This window comes from Enterobacter chuandaensis (genome assembly GCF_003594915.1).
Lineage (GTDB): Bacteria > Pseudomonadota > Gammaproteobacteria > Enterobacterales > Enterobacteriaceae > Enterobacter > Enterobacter chuandaensis.
In genome coordinates, this window is the sequence record NZ_QZCS01000010.1 from 53,116 (window position 1) to 69,849 (window position 16,734).

Annotated in this window: 20 protein-coding genes; 6 read left to right on the plus strand and 14 right to left on the minus strand. The window is 54.0% G+C overall.

Annotated features, from left to right (window positions below; translation table 11 throughout):
* Positions 1-96: 96 nt before the first annotated feature.
* Both ftsH and rlmE read right to left on the minus strand, forming a co-directional pair.
* Positions 97-2,031 (minus strand): ATP-dependent zinc metalloprotease FtsH, encoded by a 1,935-nt coding sequence (gene ftsH, locus D5066_RS15750; RefSeq protein WP_013098921.1) that lies wholly within the window; start codon positions 2,029-2,031, stop codon positions 97-99.
* A 102-nt stretch (positions 2,032-2,133) separates the two neighbouring features.
* Positions 2,134-2,760 carry a 23S rRNA (uridine(2552)-2'-O)-methyltransferase RlmE gene (gene rlmE / locus D5066_RS15755; protein WP_003861812.1) on the minus strand — a complete coding sequence of 209 codons (627 nt, stop codon included), beginning with the start codon at positions 2,758-2,760 and terminating at the stop codon, positions 2,134-2,136.
* A gap of 127 nt (positions 2,761-2,887) precedes the next feature.
* Between rlmE and yhbY the strand changes: the two genes are divergently transcribed.
* Entirely contained in the window at positions 2,888-3,181 is a 294-nt protein-coding gene (gene yhbY, locus D5066_RS15760; protein WP_003861814.1) for a ribosome assembly RNA-binding protein YhbY, read from the plus strand.
* 152 nt (positions 3,182-3,333) lie between these two features.
* On the opposite strand, the gene greA is transcribed toward yhbY, so the two are convergent.
* The gene (greA, locus tag D5066_RS15770; protein WP_006812122.1) at positions 3,334-3,810 is read right to left on the minus strand and encodes a transcription elongation factor GreA; all 477 of its coding nucleotides are present in this window, start codon (positions 3,808-3,810) and stop codon (positions 3,334-3,336) included.
* Positions 3,811-4,038: 228 nt separating this feature from the next.
* On the opposite strand from greA, the gene dacB reads away from it, so the two are divergent.
* The 3 genes from dacB to pmrB are packed head-to-tail and all read left to right on the plus strand — an operon-like array spanning position 4,039 to position 7,177.
* Entirely contained in the window at positions 4,039-5,472 is a 1,434-nt protein-coding gene (gene dacB, locus D5066_RS15775; RefSeq protein ID WP_119916481.1) for a serine-type D-Ala-D-Ala carboxypeptidase, read from the plus strand.
* A 2-nt stretch (positions 5,473-5,474) separates the two neighbouring features.
* Positions 5,475-6,137 (plus strand): two-component system response regulator PmrA, encoded by a 663-nt coding sequence (gene pmrA, locus D5066_RS15780; RefSeq protein WP_080328315.1) that lies wholly within the window; start codon positions 5,475-5,477, stop codon positions 6,135-6,137.
* Positions 6,134-7,177: a two-component system sensor histidine kinase PmrB gene (gene pmrB, locus D5066_RS15785; RefSeq protein WP_080328316.1), complete on the plus strand. Its 1,044-nt coding sequence runs from the start codon at positions 6,134-6,136 to the stop codon at positions 7,175-7,177. Before pmrA ends, pmrB begins: the two co-directional genes overlap by 4 nt.
* Positions 7,178-7,211: 34 nt before the next feature.
* Here pmrB and cgtA read toward each other — a convergent pair whose 3' ends face one another.
* The 4 genes from cgtA to rplU form a co-directional block, all read right to left on the minus strand.
* A complete protein-coding gene (gene cgtA / locus D5066_RS15790; protein WP_080328317.1) occupies positions 7,212-8,384 on the minus strand; it encodes an Obg family GTPase CgtA in 1,173 nt (390 codons plus the stop codon).
* Positions 8,385-8,399: 15 nt separating this feature from the next.
* Positions 8,400-9,365 (minus strand): DMT family transporter, encoded by a 966-nt coding sequence (locus D5066_RS15795; protein WP_119916482.1) that lies wholly within the window; start codon positions 9,363-9,365, stop codon positions 8,400-8,402.
* Positions 9,366-9,460: 95 nt separating this feature from the next.
* The gene (gene rpmA, locus D5066_RS15800; RefSeq protein ID WP_004385076.1) at positions 9,461-9,718 is read right to left on the minus strand and encodes a 50S ribosomal protein L27; all 258 of its coding nucleotides are present in this window, start codon (positions 9,716-9,718) and stop codon (positions 9,461-9,463) included.
* 19 nt (positions 9,719-9,737) lie between these two features.
* The gene (rplU, locus tag D5066_RS15805) at positions 9,738-10,049 is read right to left on the minus strand and encodes a 50S ribosomal protein L21 (RefSeq protein WP_003025032.1); all 312 of its coding nucleotides are present in this window, start codon (positions 10,047-10,049) and stop codon (positions 9,738-9,740) included.
* A gap of 261 nt (positions 10,050-10,310) precedes the next feature.
* Here rplU and ispB point away from each other — a divergent pair, with 261 nt between their 5' ends.
* Positions 10,311-11,282: an octaprenyl diphosphate synthase gene (ispB, locus tag D5066_RS15810; protein ID WP_080328318.1), complete on the plus strand. Its 972-nt coding sequence runs from the start codon at positions 10,311-10,313 to the stop codon at positions 11,280-11,282.
* A gap of 229 nt (positions 11,283-11,511) precedes the next feature.
* Entirely contained in the window at positions 11,512-11,799 is a 288-nt protein-coding gene (sfsB, locus tag D5066_RS15815) for a DNA-binding transcriptional regulator SfsB (RefSeq protein ID WP_080328319.1), read from the plus strand.
* A 60-nt stretch (positions 11,800-11,859) separates the two neighbouring features.
* On the opposite strand, the gene murA is transcribed toward sfsB, so the two are convergent.
* From murA to mlaF, 7 genes are all read right to left on the minus strand, one after another.
* On the minus strand, positions 11,860-13,119 hold the full coding sequence (gene murA, locus D5066_RS15820; protein WP_080328320.1) for a UDP-N-acetylglucosamine 1-carboxyvinyltransferase: 1,260 nt from the start codon (positions 13,117-13,119) through the stop codon (positions 11,860-11,862).
* A 50-nt stretch (positions 13,120-13,169) separates the two neighbouring features.
* A complete protein-coding gene (gene ibaG / locus D5066_RS15825) occupies positions 13,170-13,424 on the minus strand; it encodes a BolA family iron metabolism protein IbaG (protein WP_008501458.1) in 255 nt (84 codons plus the stop codon).
* A gap of 126 nt (positions 13,425-13,550) precedes the next feature.
* Entirely contained in the window at positions 13,551-13,844 is a 294-nt protein-coding gene (mlaB, locus tag D5066_RS15830; protein WP_119916483.1) for a lipid asymmetry maintenance protein MlaB, read from the minus strand.
* Positions 13,844-14,479 (minus strand): phospholipid-binding protein MlaC, encoded by a 636-nt coding sequence (gene mlaC, locus D5066_RS15835; RefSeq protein WP_080328322.1) that lies wholly within the window; start codon positions 14,477-14,479, stop codon positions 13,844-13,846. The genes mlaB and mlaC overlap by 1 nt, the downstream gene beginning before the upstream one ends.
* Before the next feature lie 18 nt (positions 14,480-14,497).
* Positions 14,498-15,046 (minus strand): outer membrane lipid asymmetry maintenance protein MlaD, encoded by a 549-nt coding sequence (gene mlaD, locus D5066_RS15840; protein ID WP_080328323.1) that lies wholly within the window; start codon positions 15,044-15,046, stop codon positions 14,498-14,500.
* A 4-nt stretch (positions 15,047-15,050) separates the two neighbouring features.
* Positions 15,051-15,833 carry a lipid asymmetry maintenance ABC transporter permease subunit MlaE gene (mlaE, locus tag D5066_RS15845; protein WP_010436044.1) on the minus strand — a complete coding sequence of 261 codons (783 nt, stop codon included), beginning with the start codon at positions 15,831-15,833 and terminating at the stop codon, positions 15,051-15,053.
* A 7-nt stretch (positions 15,834-15,840) separates the two neighbouring features.
* A complete protein-coding gene (gene mlaF, locus D5066_RS15850; RefSeq protein WP_080328324.1) occupies positions 15,841-16,653 on the minus strand; it encodes a phospholipid ABC transporter ATP-binding protein MlaF in 813 nt (270 codons plus the stop codon).
* Positions 16,654-16,734 lie beyond the last annotated feature (81 nt).

Genomic DNA, 16,734 nt, shown 5'->3' on the forward strand with positions numbered 1-16,734 from the left:
GGCGAAGTCCCTGGTATAGATGGTTAAACAGAAATGAAAAACCCTGGAGCAAGCTCCAGGGTTTGAGGTACAAACAAACGCTTCAACAGCAGTGACTTACTTGTCGCCCAACTGCTCTGACATGGTATTGCCCGGGTTTGGCGTACGCGGTTCATCAACCGGACGCGGCGCACGCGGGGTGCCATTGTTGTCAGAATTGTTGGAAGCGCCTGGGTCTTCCCAGCCTGCTGGCGGACGCACTTCGCGGCGAGCCATCAGATCGTCAATCTGCGGTGCATCGATGGTCTCATATTTCATGAGCGCATCTTTCATCGAATGCAGGATGTCCATATTGTCATTCAGGATCTGACGTGCGCGACCGTAGTTACGTTCAATCAGCGCTTTCACTTCCTGGTCGATGATACGTGCCGTCTCATCGGACATATGTTTTGCTTTCGCCACGGAACGGCCCAGGAATACTTCACCCTCTTCCTCTGCATACAGCAGCGGACCGAGTTTGTCGGAGAAGCCCCACTGAGTCACCATGTTACGCGCCAGGTTTGTCGCCACTTTAATGTCGTTAGACGCGCCGGTAGAAACATGTTCTGGACCGTAGATGATCTCTTCCGCCAGACGACCGCCGTACAGGGTTGAAATCTGGCTTTCCAGCTTCTGACGGCTGGCGCTGATCGCGTCGCCTTCAGGCAGGAAGAAGGTCACACCCAGCGCACGACCGCGCGGAATAATCGTCACTTTGTGCACCGGATCGTGTTCCGGCACCAGGCGACCAATAATCGCATGGCCCGCTTCGTGGTATGCGGTGGACTCTTTCTGCGCTTCCGTCATCACCATGGAGCGACGTTCCGCACCCATCATGATTTTGTCTTTCGCTTTCTCGAACTCCACCATGGACACGACGCGCTTGTTGCCGCGAGCAGCGAACAGCGCAGCTTCGTTGACCAGGTTAGCCAGGTCCGCACCGGAGAAGCCCGGGGTACCGCGCGCGATGATTGCCGCGTCGATATCTGGCGCCAGCGGTACGCGACGCATGTGCACTTTCAAAATCTGTTCACGACCGCGAACATCCGGCAGACCGACCACAACCTGACGGTCGAAACGGCCTGGACGCAGCAGCGCAGGGTCAAGTACGTCCGGACGGTTAGTTGCCGCGATAACGATGATACCTTCGTTACCTTCGAAGCCGTCCATCTCAACCAGCATCTGGTTCAGCGTCTGCTCACGTTCATCGTGACCACCGCCCAGGCCTGCGCCACGCTGGCGGCCCACGGCGTCGATTTCATCGATAAAGATGATGCACGGTGCTGCCTTCTTGGCCTGCTCGAACATGTCACGCACACGAGATGCACCGACACCCACGAACATTTCAACGAAGTCAGAACCTGAAATAGTAAAGAACGGCACCTTCGCTTCACCTGCAATGGCTTTCGCCAGCAGGGTTTTACCGGTACCCGGAGGGCCGACCATCAGGACGCCTTTCGGGATCTTACCGCCCAGTTTCTGGAAACGGCTCGGCTCGCGCAGGTATTCAACCAGTTCACCCACTTCTTCTTTTGCTTCGTCACAACCGGCGACGTCAGCAAACGTGGTCTTGATCTGGTCTTCCGTCAGCATACGCGCCTTGCTCTTACCGAACGACATGGCGCCTTTGCCACCGCCGCCCTGCATCTGGCGCATAAAGAAGATCCAGACGCCGATAAGAAGCAGCATCGGGAACCAGGAAATGAAGATAGAAGCCAACAGGCTTGGTTCTTCTGGCGGCTCGCCTACCACTTTGACGTTTTTGGTCAGAAGGTTATCAAGCAGCTTAGGATCGTTCACCGGGATGTAAGTCGTGTAACGGTTACTATCTTTCTTGGTAACGTTGATCTCACGTCCGTTGATACGCGCTTCGCGAACCTGGTCCTGATTGACCTCTTGCAGGAAGGTAGAATAATCCACCTTGCGGCCATTCGACTCGCTGGGCCCAAAGCTCTGGAATACTGACATCAGCACAACGGCAATGACCAGCCAGAGTATTAGGTTTTTCGCCATGTCACTCAAGGGATTAACCTCATATTACAACTGTGTTAAAAACAGCGTCAGGATACTCTATATCCAGTTTCATTCAAACTTTCGCCTGAAATCTACCGGTTATCATTTTCGCCCGGTCGCTACAATATACACTTCTCGGGAACGGGCCCGGGAAGAGTCCGGCTTACGAACTTTGACCTTCGCAAACAGGGAGCGAATTTCCTTAAGATACTCCTCGAAACCTTCGCCCTGAAACACCTTCACAACAAAACTACCACCAGGCGCTAGTACATCACGACACATTTCTAACGCTAGCTCCACCAGATACATGGCGCGGGGGATATCCACCGCCGGTGTTCCGCACATATTTGGTGCCATATCCGACATGACAACCTGGACCTTACTGTCACCAACACGATCAAGTAACGCTTTCAGCACTAATTCATCACGAAAGTCGCCCTGAAGGAAGTCGACACCGACGATGGGATCCATTGGTAAAAGATCGCACGCGATGATTCGGCCCGTTCCGCCGATCTGCGTTACCGCATACTGGGACCATCCGCCAGGTGCCGCGCCGAGGTCGACAACCGTCATCCCCGGCTTAAAAAGTTTGTCACTTTGCTGTATTTCATCAAGTTTAAACCAGGCACGGGAACGCAACCCCTTTTTCTGTGCCTGTTGAACATATTTATCGCTAAAGTGTTCCTGAAGCCAGCGGCTGGAGCTGGCAGAACGCTTTTTACCTGTCATTTAACATTTCCGTCCTGGTTCATCGTTGCTTGCCTGTGACGTAAATTTCTACGCAGCTATTTGGCGATATAAGGGAGATGGCGGTAGAATGAACCGTTTTCAATCCCAACGTAAGCAAAAATATACGATGAATCTGAGTACTAAACAAAAACAGCACCTTAAAGGTCTGGCACATCCGCTCAAGCCGGTAGTAATGCTTGGCAACAATGGTTTGACCGAAGGGGTGCTTGCCGAGATTGAACAAGCGCTGGAACACCACGAGCTGATCAAGGTGAAAATCGCCTCTGAAGACAGAGACACTAAAAACCTGATCGTGGAAGCCATCGTGCGCGAAACCGGCGCCTGTAATGTACAGGTCATCGGTAAAACGCTGGTGCTCTATCGCCCATCTAAAGAGCGTAAAATCTCGCTGCCACGCTAAGGATATCCTGAATCAATCACATTTTCTGTGTGAAACGAGGGATTTCTTTCAGCAGGCTGAGCAAAATGCCATGCTCCTTGAGTTGATAAAAGGCCGCTATGCGGCCTTTTTCTTTTCTTTACAATGTATCAACATCTTAGTAGAGAAGCGAATTACAGGTATTCAACCTTAATAATTTCGTATTCCACTTCACCGCCAGGGGTGCGGATGGTGACAACATCGTCCTGCTCTTTGCCAATCAGGCCGCGAGCAATGGGTGAGTTCACTGAAATCAGGTTCTGTTTGAAGTCTGCTTCATCATCACCCACGATGCGATAGGTCTGCTCTTCGTCGTTGTCCAGGTTCAGAACGCTGACGGTAGAACCAAAAATCACGCGGCCATTGTTAGGCATTTTGGTGATATCGATAACCTGCGCGTTAGACAGTTTCGCTTCGATATCTTTAATGCGTCCCTCACAGAACCCCTGCTGTTCACGCGCAGCGTGGTATTCAGCATTCTCTTTCAGGTCGCCATGCTCACGGGCTTCCGCGATAGCGGCGATGATTTCAGGGCGACGCACGGATTTCAGGAAATCCAGTTCTTCGCGCAGTTTTTCGGCACCACGTAAGGTCATCGGAATAGCTTGCATTTGTTATACCTCTTAAACATTCCTGTTGGGAGCAGTGTTCCCTGCTCCTGCCCCCTAAAGCGGGCAAGAAGCAAAAAGAAAACCGACCCGGGAGCAATGCCCCAGGTCAGCAGCAATTTTTCAATTTGATACGCATTTTACCGCGAAGTTCACTATGGGTCATCGTTTACTTTGCAGTGCTATGCACCGTAGTATGACGGTTTGTTTTCGGGTTGTTAGCGCGAGATTATGCGATTTTCCAGTTTTATCATCGGATTGACTACCAGTATAACGTTCACCGCCCAGGCCGCGAATGTTGATGAGTACATTAATCAGCTCCCCGCAGGCGCGAACCTTGCCCTGATGGTGCAGAAGGTTGGCGCACAGGCTCCCGACATTGACTATCACAGTCAACAGATGGCGCTGCCTGCCAGTACCCAGAAGGTGATCACTGCCCTCGCCGCCCTGCTCCAGCTCGGGCCTGACTTCCGTTTTACCACCACGCTTGAAACCAAAGGTAACGTTGCGAATGGCGAACTGAAAGGCGATCTTATTGCCCGTTTCGGCGGCGATCCCACCTTTAAGCGCCAGGATATCCGCAACATGGTGGCAGTACTGAAAAAATCCGGCGTGACAAAAATCGATGGCAACGTACTGATCGATACCTCCATTTTTGCCAGCCATGATAAAGCCCCTGGCTGGCCATGGAACGACATGACGCAGTGCTTTAGCGCGCCGCCAGCAGCTGCGATTGTTGACCGTAACTGCTTCTCCGTGTCGCTCTACAGCGCGCCAAAACCGGATGACTTAGCGTTTATCCGCGTGGCGTCCTACTATCCGGTCACCATGTTTAGTCAGGTGCGTACGCTGGCGAAAGGGTCTCCGGACGCGCAGTATTGCGAGCTGGACGTGGTGCCGGGCGATCTTAATCGCTACACCCTCACCGGCTGCCTGACGCAGCGCGCCGATCCGCTACCGCTGGCCTTTGCCATCCAGGACGGTGCGGGGTATGCCGGTGCGATTCTCAAGGATGAACTGAAACAGGCGGGAATAACCTACTCCGGCACGCTGCTTCGTCAGACGCAGGTCAACCAGCCCGGTACGGTCATTGCCAGTAAACAGTCACCACCGCTGCACGATTTGCTGCGAATTATGCTGAAAAAGTCGGATAACATGATTGCCGACACCGTGTTCCGCATGATTGGTCACGCGCGTTTCGGCGTGCCGGGAACCTGGCGTGCGGGCTCAGACGCTGTTCGTCAGATCCTGCGTCAGCAGGCGGGAATCGATCTGGGTAACACTATCGCCGTCGATGGCTCGGGATTATCGCGTCATAACCTGATAGCCCCGGCCACCATGATGCAGGTGCTTCAGTACATTGCACAACATGACACTGAGCTAAACTTTATTTCTATGCTGCCGCTTGCCGGGCATGACGGTTCGCTGCAGTATCGCGCCGGGCTTCACGCGGCGGGTGTCGATGGCAAAGTATCCGCTAAGACAGGTTCACTGCAGGGCGTTTACAACCTGGCAGGCTTCATCACGACCGCCAGCGGACAGCGCATGGCATTCGTACAGTATCTTTCCGGCTATGCCGTCGAACCGACCGACCAGCGCAACCGCCGCATACCACTGGTTCGCTTCGAAAGCAGGCTTTATAAAGACATCTACCAGAATAACTAGCGATGAAACTACTCATAGTTGAAGACGATCTGTTATTGCAGGAAGGGCTCGCACTCGGGCTCGCCAACGAAGGATATGCCCTGGACTGTGCCGGAACCGCGGCAGAAGCAGATGCCCTGATCCAGAGCGGCGAATACAGCCTGGTGATCCTTGACCTGGGCTTGCCGGATAAAGACGGCGCCACGCTGCTCAGCCAGTGGCGTCGCCGCGGTATTGCCAATCCGGTGTTGATCCTGACGGCACGCGACGCCATTGAAGATCGTATTACCGGCCTTGATGCCGGCGCAGATGATTATCTGGTGAAGCCCTTTGCGCTTGCGGAGCTTCAGGCCCGGGTGCGGGCGTTAATACGCCGCTATCTTGGTCACAGCGATAACTTATTGACCGACGGGGATATTACCCTGAATCTGCAAACCCAGCAGGTATTGCGCCAGTCTCAGCCTGTCGAAGTTACGCCAAAAGAGTTCGCCTTGCTGACGCGCCTGATCATGCGAAGCGGACAAACGGTACACAGAGAAACCCTCCAGCAGGATATCTACTCCTGGCAGGACGATCCGGGATCCAATACCCTGGAAGTCCACATTCACAACCTGCGCCGTAAGCTCGGCAAAGATCGGATTAAAACCGTCCGCGGCGTTGGCTACCGCCTGGAGAGCCAGAAATGAACAGCATGCGTCGGCGATTAATGGTTTTGCTGGCGGTCATTCTGTTATTTTTCCAGCTGATAAGCGTTATTTGGTTGTGGCACGAAAGCCGTGAACAGATTGGCTTTCTGGTGAATGAAACGCTGTCGGCTAAATCACGTAATAACCACGTCGAAAAAGAGATCCGCGAAGCGATTGCCTCGCTGCTGGTCCCTTCTCTGGTGATGGTCGGCTTTACGTTGTTTTTCTCATTCTGGGCAGTTACCTGGATAACCCGACCGCTGAATAAGCTGCGCGTCAGCCTGGCAAACCGTTCGGCGGATAACTTAACCCCGCTGCCTATGTACTCCGACATGGAAGAAATAGGCGCCGTAACCACCTCTCTCAACCAGCTGCTCGCCAGGCTGGATAATACCATTCAGCAGGAGCGTCTCTTCACGGCAGATGCGGCCCACGAACTGCGAACACCGCTTGCCGGGATCAGGCTCCATCTGGAGCTCATGGCCCAGTCAGGCTCTCCGCAGGCCACGACGCTCATCAGCCGTATCGACCAGCTGATGCACACCGTCGAACAGCTGCTGATGCTGGCCCGTGCCGGACAGGCGATGGCGAGTGGACACTATGACACTATTAACTGGACAGACACTATCATCACCCCACTCGGCCTTGAGCATGAAGCTAAAGAACATACGGTGATATGGCCGGCCAGGAGCGCGCTGACGGTGCAGGGTGACGCGGTACTTCTGAGGCTGATGCTGCGCAACCTGCTTGAGAACGCCGGACGGTACAGCCCGTCAGGTACAACGATCACCGTGACGCTGGCAGAGGTCGCAGGGGGAACACAGGTCAGCGTTATCGATCAGGGACCCGGCATTGATGAAGCGCACCGACAGTCAATCACGGAGCCGTTCCGTCGACTCGATCAGCGCTACGGCGGCAGCGGTCTGGGTCTGAGTATCGTACAGCGCATCGTGCAGTTGCACCACGGCAAGCTGACGCTGGAGAATGGTGCTGAAGGCGGCTTAATCGCCAGCTGCTGGTTGCCATCAACGCTGGAATAAAAAAAGCCCCCATAATGGGGGCTCAGGACAGATTTTAGTGCTTGTAGATGAACTCGACGCCTTCTTCGTCGTCCTCATCCCAGTCATCGTCCCAGTCGTCTTCCTCTTCCGCTTCCAGCTCTTCGAGCTGCTGGCGGTGGTAGTCATCCCACATGAATTCGACTTTTTCTGGCTGTTTCGCTTCTTCAGCCTGAACGACCGGGTTCTCGATGATGAAGGTCATCACATCCCAGCAGAGATCTTTTACGCCAACCTGGCTTGCCGCGGAGATCAGGTAGTATTTATCTTCCCAGCCCATTGCTTCCGCAATCGCTTTGGCTTTCGCTTCGGCTTCCGCTTTGTCCATCAGGTCGATCTTGTTGAAGACCAGCCAGCGCGGTTTATTCGCCAGCTTCTCGCTGTATTTTTCCAGCTCGCCGATGATGATTCGGGCGTTCTCAACCGGATCGGAACCGTCGATTGGATCGATATCAATGAGGTGCAGCAGGACGCGGCAACGCTCAAGGTGCTTCAGGAAGCGAATACCCAGACCCGCGCCTTCCGCAGCGCCTTCAATCAGGCCCGGAATATCAGCCACGACGAAGCTCTTTTCGTTATCCATCCGGACAACGCCCAGGCTTGGTACCAGCGTGGTAAACGGATAGTCCGCCACTTTTGGTTTCGCCGCAGAGACCGCGCGAATAAAGGTCGATTTACCGGCGTTTGGCATACCCAGCATGCCCACGTCTGCCAGCAGCATCAGCTCCAGCTGCAGATCGCGCTTATCGCCCGGTGTGCCCATCGTTTTCTGACGAGGGGTACGGTTAACGGAAGATTTGAAACGGCTGTTGCCCAGACCGTGCCAGCCGCCTTTTGCGACCATGAGACGCTGACCGTGTTTGGTCATGTCACCCATGGTTTCACCGGTGCCCTGGTCAATTACGCGCGTACCGACCGGAACCTTAATGGTTACATCTTTACCGCGTTTGCCGGTACAGTCACGGCTCTGGCCGTTCTGTCCACGCTCGGCGCGGAAAGATTTTTCGAAGCGATAGTCAATCAGCGTGTTGAGGTTTTCATCCGCCTCCAGCCACACGTCACCACCGTCTCCACCGTCACCGCCGTCAGGACCGCCACGAGGAATATATTTTTCACGGCGGAAGCTTACACAACCGTTACCGCCATCACCTGCAACGACCAGGATCGTCGCTTCATCAACAAACTTCATTTTACTCTCCGTAACTCATTCGCCTGAGCGGGGGACTACTACAACCGCTTCATTTTTGCGCCAACGTCCCCAAAGACGATGACCAATGGCGGAATACATCGCGCCCGCAACCACGACAAACGCACCGAGATAGCCCAACAGGTTGAGCATCGGTCTGACGAAGACATCGGGCCAGGCCATTGATAACAAATCTGAAAATAACAGCGTAAACAGCGGGGTAAGCGTGATCAATGCGCTTACTTGTGCTGCCTGCCAGCGCGCCATTGCTTCGGCCAGCGCGCCATAACCGACCAGCGTGTTAAGCCCACAAAAAATGAGGCACGCCAGCTGCCAGTCGCTCAGTTGGGTAATTACCCCTGGCTTCGCTAACGGCAGTAATGCCACTGTACACAAAGTGTACAGCAAAAAAAGGATCTGCTGTGAGGCCAGACGCCGCAATAACACCTTTTGCGCGACGCCATAACTCACCCAGACCGTTGCTGCTCCCACGCCGAAGATCACACCCCAGGTGTAATCCGTCAGTCGGGTAAAAATCTCGATCAGGCTGGTGTTAAAGAACATCACCAGACCACACAGCAACATGCTCGCCCCGATAATCTGCGTGCCGCGCATCTTCTCCTTAAGGATGAACACGCTGGCGACCATCATACCCACAGGCGAAAGCTGACCAATCACCTGAGACGCCGTAGGGCTTAAATACTGCAGGGATGAGCTGAACAGGATGAAGTTGCCGAACAAACCGCCCGTCGCAATGGCCAGTAACACCAGCCAGCGAGGTTTGCGGAAGAGTCGCAGCGGTGGAAGCTTGCCTTTGATCGCGAGAATGGCCCCGAGACCTATACTTGCCATCAGAAAGCGATAAAAGACCACCGTAGGCGGTTCCATCACTTCCAGTACCTGCTTCATTGCAATTGGCAGCGCGCCCCAGCACATTGCGGTCGTAAGCGCCAAAAGAATACCAATGCCGGCCTGCTGCTTCATGCCCGTTTTCCCTACAGAAAATTTTCCGGGTTTCCAATGTAAAAAGCCCCGCAACACGTTGCGGGGCTTTAATCCGTTACCGGACCGAGAAAACCTTACTCAGCAACGATGCTGATGTATTTACGGTTGTTCGGGCCTTTAACTTCAAATTTCACTTTACCGTCTGCTTTAGCAAACAGAGTGTGGTCACGACCGCAACCTACGTTGTTGCCAGCGTGGAATTTGGTACCACGTTGACGAACGATGATGCTACCCGCCAGAACGGATTCGCCACCGAAACGCTTAACGCCAAGGCGTTTAGCTTCTGAATCGCGACCGTTACGTGTGGAGCCGCCAGCCTTTTTATGTGCCATTTAAATCTCTCCTCAGGTCTTAGGCGCTGATGCCAGTAATTTTCACATCAGTGAACCACTGACGGTGGCCCTGCTGCTTACGGTAGTGTTTACGACGACGAAACTTAACGATTTTAACTTTCTCGCCACGACCGTGAGCAACAACTTCAGCTTTGATAACGCCGCCATCAACGAAAGGAACGCCGATTTTGACTTCTTCACCGTTTGCGATCATCAGAACTTCTGCGAACTCAACAGATTCGCCAGTTGCGATGTCCAGCTTTTCCAGGCGAACGGTCTGACCTTCGCTTACTCGGTGTTGTTTACCACCACTTTGGAAAACCGCGTACATATAAACTCCGCTTCCGCGCACGTCCTCGCTCGTATGAATCAGGGTGCGCTATAAATATTCACAATAGGGCGCGAATATTACGCAAAACGCGAGCCTTTGACAAGTGCTACCGTCAATACATGAAGAAAAAAAACACAACACGTACGGTAACGTTTATCTGAGCCGTTTTTTCAGTACAATCAGCACTACTATTGATAAACCGAAACCCTTCGTTACCCCATTGAAGATGGGATCAACAGGATAAAAAGCCCGGCTTTTGCGATGAATTTAGAAAAAATCAACGAGTTAACCGCGCAAGATATGGCGGGTGTAAATGCAGCAATCCTGGAGCAACTCAACTCTGACGTTCAGCTGATCAATCAGTTGGGCTATTACATTGTCAGCGGTGGCGGTAAACGCATTCGCCCTATGATTGCGATTCTGGCTGCCAGAGCCGTTGGCTATCAGGGAAATGCCCACGTCACGATCGCCGCGCTGATCGAATTTATTCACACCGCGACGCTTCTGCATGACGATGTTGTGGATGAATCCGATATGCGTCGCGGCAAAGCCACGGCAAATGCCGCCTTCGGGAATGCAGCCAGCGTTCTGGTCGGGGATTTTATCTATACCCGCGCCTTCCAGATGATGACCAGCCTGGGCTCTCTGAAAGTGCTGGAAGTGATGTCCGAAGCCGTGAACGTTATCGCTGAAGGCGAAGTGCTGCAGCTGATGAACGTCAATGATCCGGATATCACCGAAGAAAACTACATGCGCGTCATCTACAGCAAAACAGCGCGCCTGTTTGAAGCAGCCGCCCAGTGCTCCGGCATTCTGGCTGGCTGTTCCGCAGCACAGGAAAAAGGGTTGCAGGACTATGGCCGTTATCTGGGTACTGCCTTCCAGCTGATTGATGATTTGCTGGACTACAGTGCGGACGGCGAAACGCTCGGCAAAAATGTGGGCGATGACCTGAACGAAGGCAAACCGACCCTGCCGCTGCTTCACGCCATGCGCAACGGTTCACCCGATCAGGCGAAAATGATCCGTGAAGCGATCGAACAGGGAAATGGTCGCCATCTTCTGGAACCTGTACTGGAAACCATGGCAATCTGCGGTTCACTGGAATGGACCCGTCAGCGTGCCGAAGAAGAGGCTGATAAGGCCATCGCTGCACTTCAGGTTATTCCAGACAGCCCATGGCGCGATGCGCTGATTGGTCTTGCCCACATTGCCGTCCAGCGCGATCGTTAATCCTGTCGCTCCTCCCCGTACCCATCGCGGGGAGGTTCAAATACACACCAATAAACTCCGTATTCCTGTAAATGCATCGGGTTAAATCCCGCATGAATAAAGCCATGGCTTATTCTGAATATCCCTTCAAGTAACGCGAACTTTTTAGAACAAGCAGTCGAAATGGGTATAGTAAGCCAGTCGTTTCAGAAGAAACGGCGTAGGTGAATCCGAACTTAAGGACAGCGTTATGGATACGAAATTTATCGACTGGCATACGGCAGATATCATTGCGGCACTGCGCAAAAGAGGCACTTCGCTTGCAGCAGAGTCCCGCCGCCATGGACTGAGTTCTTCCACCCTTGCAAACGCCCTGACCCGCCCCTGGCCAAAAGGAGAATTAATTATCGCGACGGCGCTGGAAACGCACCCGTGGGTAATCTGGCCTTCACGTTATCACGATCCTGTTACTCATGAATTTATCGACAGAACGCGCATGATGCGCCAGAGAAAAGTAAAAACAGAACCGCAGGGATAACGGTTTTTTGACAGGAATAGCAACCCCCCGGTCATTTCTGGCAGGGGGCTGCCGGAACGATTACTCGCCCTTCACACGCTCGATATTAGCACCCAGCGCGCGCAGTTTGTCTTCGATACGCTCATAGCCACGATCGATGTGATAAATACGATCCACCACCGTAGTGCCTTCCGCAATACAACCCGCCAGCACCAGGCTTGCAGACGCACGCAAATCGGTCGCCATAACCTGCGCACCGGACAGTTTTTCAACGCCGTGACAAATAACCGTGTTGCTTTCGATTTCAGCATGCGCACCCATACGGATCAGTTCAGGTACGTGCATAAAGCGGTTTTCGAAGATGGTTTCCGTGATGAAGCCCGTGCCTTCTGCAACCAGGTTTAACAGGGTGAACTGGGCCTGCATGTCCGTCGGGAAGGCCGGGTGCGGTGCAGTACGCACATTAACGGCTTTTGGACGCTGGCCATGCATATCCAGGCTGATCCAGTCTTCACCGATCTCGATATCCGCACCCGCATCGCGCAGTTTCGCCAGCACCGCATCCAGGGTATCTGGCTGCGCGTTGCGACAAACAATCTTACCGCCAGAGATCGCCGCAGCGACCAGGAAGGTCCCGGTTTCGATACGGTCCGGCAGCACGCGATACACGCCGCCACCCAGACGCTCAACGCCTTCGATGGTGATACGGTCAGTGCCCTGGCCGGAAATCTTCGCACCCAGCGCAACGAGGAAGTTGGCAGTGTCTACGATCTCCGGTTCACGCGCGGCGTTTTCAATGATGGTCGTACCTTCTGCCAGCGTCGCCGCAGACATGATGGTGACGGTAGCGCCCACGCTCACTTTGTCCATGACAATGTGCGCGCCTTTCAGACGACCATTGACGGAAGCCTTAACGTAACCTTCTTCCAGTTTGATCTCTGCGCCCAGCTTCTCCAGGCCAAAGATATGCAGGTCAACCGGACGCGCGCCGATGGCGCAACCGCCCGGCAGCGAAACCTGACCCTGACCGAAACGCGCCACCAGCGGGCCAAGCGCCCAGATGGAAGCACGCATGGTTTTCACCAGTTCGTAAGGCGCTGAGAAGTTATTGACATTGCTGGCGTCGATCCAGACGGAACCGTTACGCTCGACTTTCGTGCCCAACTGGGTGAGCAACTTCATGGTGGTGTCGATATCTTTCAGCTTCGGTACGTTCTGAATTTCTACCGGCTCTTCCGCGAGCAGCGCAGCAAAGAGAATTGGCAGCGCGGCGTTTTTCGCGCCAGAAATTGTGACTTCGCCCTGGAGACGCGTTGGCCCCTGTACACGAAATTTATCCATTGTGTGCTCTCTTATAAATTCAACCGTGCTGCGGGCCTGTCGCCCTCAGCTCAAAAACCGTTTAGTTTGCGATCGCGTGCCCACTCTTGCGGGGTGAACGCTTTAATCGACAGGGCGTGGATGCGGTTATCCGCAATATATTCCATCAGCGGCGCGTACACAGCCTGCTGCTTCTTCACACGGCTCATACCGTCGAACATCTCACCCACAGCAATAACCTGGAAGTGACTGCCATCGCCAGTGACGTGGGCTTCCTGAAGGGAGAGTGCATTCATCAGCACTGTCTGGATTTCATGATTTTCCATGGGCTCTTAATCATCTGATAGAGAAAACAAGCCCAACATCTTAGAGCAAAGTGGCGTCGTCTTAAACAAGCAAAAAGCCCCGACGATGAAACTGTCAGGGCTTTCGGAAGTAACGCACTGAAAATATTAACGAGGCAGTACGTCCTGAGGCAGATTGTAGAGTTGCGCAAGGGTCATGACATTATCGCTCGCGCCATGAAGCATGACGCTTGTTCCCTGCTTTTTCCCCACGGCAACCAGATGGGCGAGCATCGCAACACCTGCCGTATCCACCCGCGTAACGTCGGTTAAGTCGATGAGCGTTACGCCCTGCATCGCCTCATGGCGTTTATCCCACAGCGGGTTCAGCAGATCCTGATCCAGCTCACCGGATAGCCTTAACGTCTCATCTTCACGCGACCAGCGGAGTTGCTGCGACATTACTTCTTCTCGTCCAGAGTGATTTTCTGACGAGAAATGGACTGCAGCTGTGCGGTCAGGCCGTCAATACCTTTGGTACGCAGCAGGTCGCTCCACTCGTTCTGTTTGGTGGTGATCATGCTCACCCCTTCAGCGATCATGTCATACGCCTGCCAGTTGCCTGTCTGGCTGTTTTTACGCCACTGGAAGTCCAGACGAACCGGTGGACGACCATTAGGATCGTTGATGGTTACGCGGATAGGAATAATGGTGGCGTCGCCCAGCGGCTGCTCTGGGGCAATCTGATAAGTCTGACCGTGGTACATCGCCAGAGCCTGGCCGTAAGCCTGTTTCAGGTATTCACGGAACGCGGCAAAGTAAGCTTCGCGCTGCGCAGGCGTCGCGTCTTTGTAATAACGCCCCAGCACCAGCGCACCCGCGTATTTGATCTGCACATACGGCAGCAGCTCCTGGTCTACGACGTCACGCAGATAATCAGGATTCGCGCGAATTTTTGGCTGTTCGTTTTTAAGACGATCGAAGGTCTTCTTCGCCGCTTCGTCCATCAGTTTGTACGGGTTGCTCTGATCCGCAGCGTGTGCCGCAGTGAGAGGGGCAATGACCAGCATGGCAACCATTAACAGTCGTTTAAACATGAATGACTTCTCCTGAAATTAATTCGCAGCACCAGGGGTCGGCGCAGCATTGGTATGGTCTTCACTTTGCGCAGGGGCATCGTCAGACTTTTTATCATCCCCTTTACTGTTGTAAAGGAACTGACCAATCATGTCCTCCAGCACCATCGCGGACTTCGTATCCTGAATTACGCTACCGTCTTTAAGGATAGTCGTTCCAAGCTCGGGGTCTTCAAAACCGACGTTAAGGGCCAGATACTGTTCGCCCAGCAGGCCGGAAGTACGGATAGAAAGGGAGCTGGTGTCCGGAATATGGTTGTAGCGCTCTTCGATATCCATCGCGACGCGCGGCAGATAGGTTTTCTCATCAAGCGTAATGTCTGACACGCGCCCAATCACCACGCCGCCGATACGGACCGGTGAGCGCGCCTTCAGCCCACCGATGTTATCGAAGGTGGCATAGACGCGATACGTCGGCTCGGTGCGCACAGACGTGATATCCGCCGCTCTCAGGCAGATGAACAGTGCGGCCAGCAACGCCAGCAGCAGGAACACGCCAACCCAAATTTCATTTTTTCTCGTTTGCATGAACTCAATTCCCAAACATCAGTGCGGTGAGCACAAAATCCAGACCCAGTACGGCCAGCGACGAATGTACGACTGTACGTGTAGTTGCACGGCTAATGCCCGCCGACGTCGGGATGGCATCGTAACCGTTGAACAATGCGATCCAGGTGACCGTAATGGCAAATACCACGCTTTTAATCAGACAGTTAACCAGATCCATTCGCAGGTCAATGGCGTCCTGCATGGCGGACCAGAAGAAACCGGCATCAATACCTTTCCAGTGGACGCCAACCAGCGAACCGCCCCAGATCCCCACAGCAACAAACAAAATAGTCAGTAACGGTAATGAGATCACACCCGCCCAGAAACGCGGCGAGATCACACGACGCAGCGGATCGACCGCCATCATCTCCATACTGGAAAGCTGCTCGGTCGCACGCATCAGGCCAATTTCAGCCGTTAATGCTGATCCTGCACGCCCGGCAAACAGCAGCGCCGCTACAACCGGACCCAGTTCGCGCAGCAGCGAAAGCGCCACCAGCATCCCGAGGCTGGTTTCTGCACTGTAGGTTGTCAGGACGAGGTAGCCCTGCAGCCCAAGCACCATACCGATAAACAGACCGGAGACAATGATGATGAGCATCGACAGCACGCCGACATTATAAAGCTGCCGCACCAGCAGCGGTGCGTGCTTGCGGAATTCCGGCTTGCCGACCAGCGCGTTGAATAACATCAATCCGGCACGCCCGAACGTCCTGATGGTTTTTATGCCACGGTGTCCGAGAGCGGCCAACGCATTTAACAGCATGAGTGGCTTAACTCCCTATTCCCAGTAAATCGTCACGATAGTCGCCCGCCGGGTAGCGGAACGGCACGGGTCCGTCAGCAATACCGTCAAGGAACTGCCGCACGCGCGGATCGCAATTTTCCTGCAGCGCCTGGGCGCTACCGTGTGCGACGATCTTTTTGTCCGCCACGATATAGGCGTAATCGGCAATGCTCAACACTTCCGGTACATCGTGAGACACCACAATGCAGGTGACGCCGAGCGCGCTGTTCAGCTCAGAGATGAGCTTCACCAGTACGCCCATCGTGATAGGATCCTGTCCAACAAACGGTTCGTCGAACATGATTAAATCGGGTTCTAATGCAATGGCTCGCGCCAGCGCAGCGCGGCGCGCCATCCCGCCGGACAGCTCCGAAGGCATCAGCTTCGCGGCCCCCCGCAGGCCAACAGCTTCCAGCTTCATCATCACCGTGCTTTTCAGCAGCTCAGGCGGCAGGCTGGTATGCTCGCGCAGCGGATAGGCCACGTTATCAAAGACATTCATGTCGGTGAATAACGCGCCCGACTGAAAGAGCATACTCATGCGTTTGCGGACAGTATACAGGCGCGAGCGCGACATCTCCGGGACGTTTTCGCCATCGAAGAGGATCTCACCGCTATCCGGTGGGATCTGCCCACCAATAAGGCGCAACAGGGTCGTTTTACCGATCCCGGACGGCCCCATGATGGCAGTGATCTTGCCACGCGGTACGGTCAACGAAATATCATCAAATATCAATCTGTTGGCACGAGAAAAACTCACACCACGGACATCGACTAAATTCGCCATCGTTTGGCTCATTTAAGGTTCCTTTCTTACCCTGCTCACGTTAAGGCGTGCCGCCTGAATCAGCCCTAAACACAGCATTTTTACAGAATATTA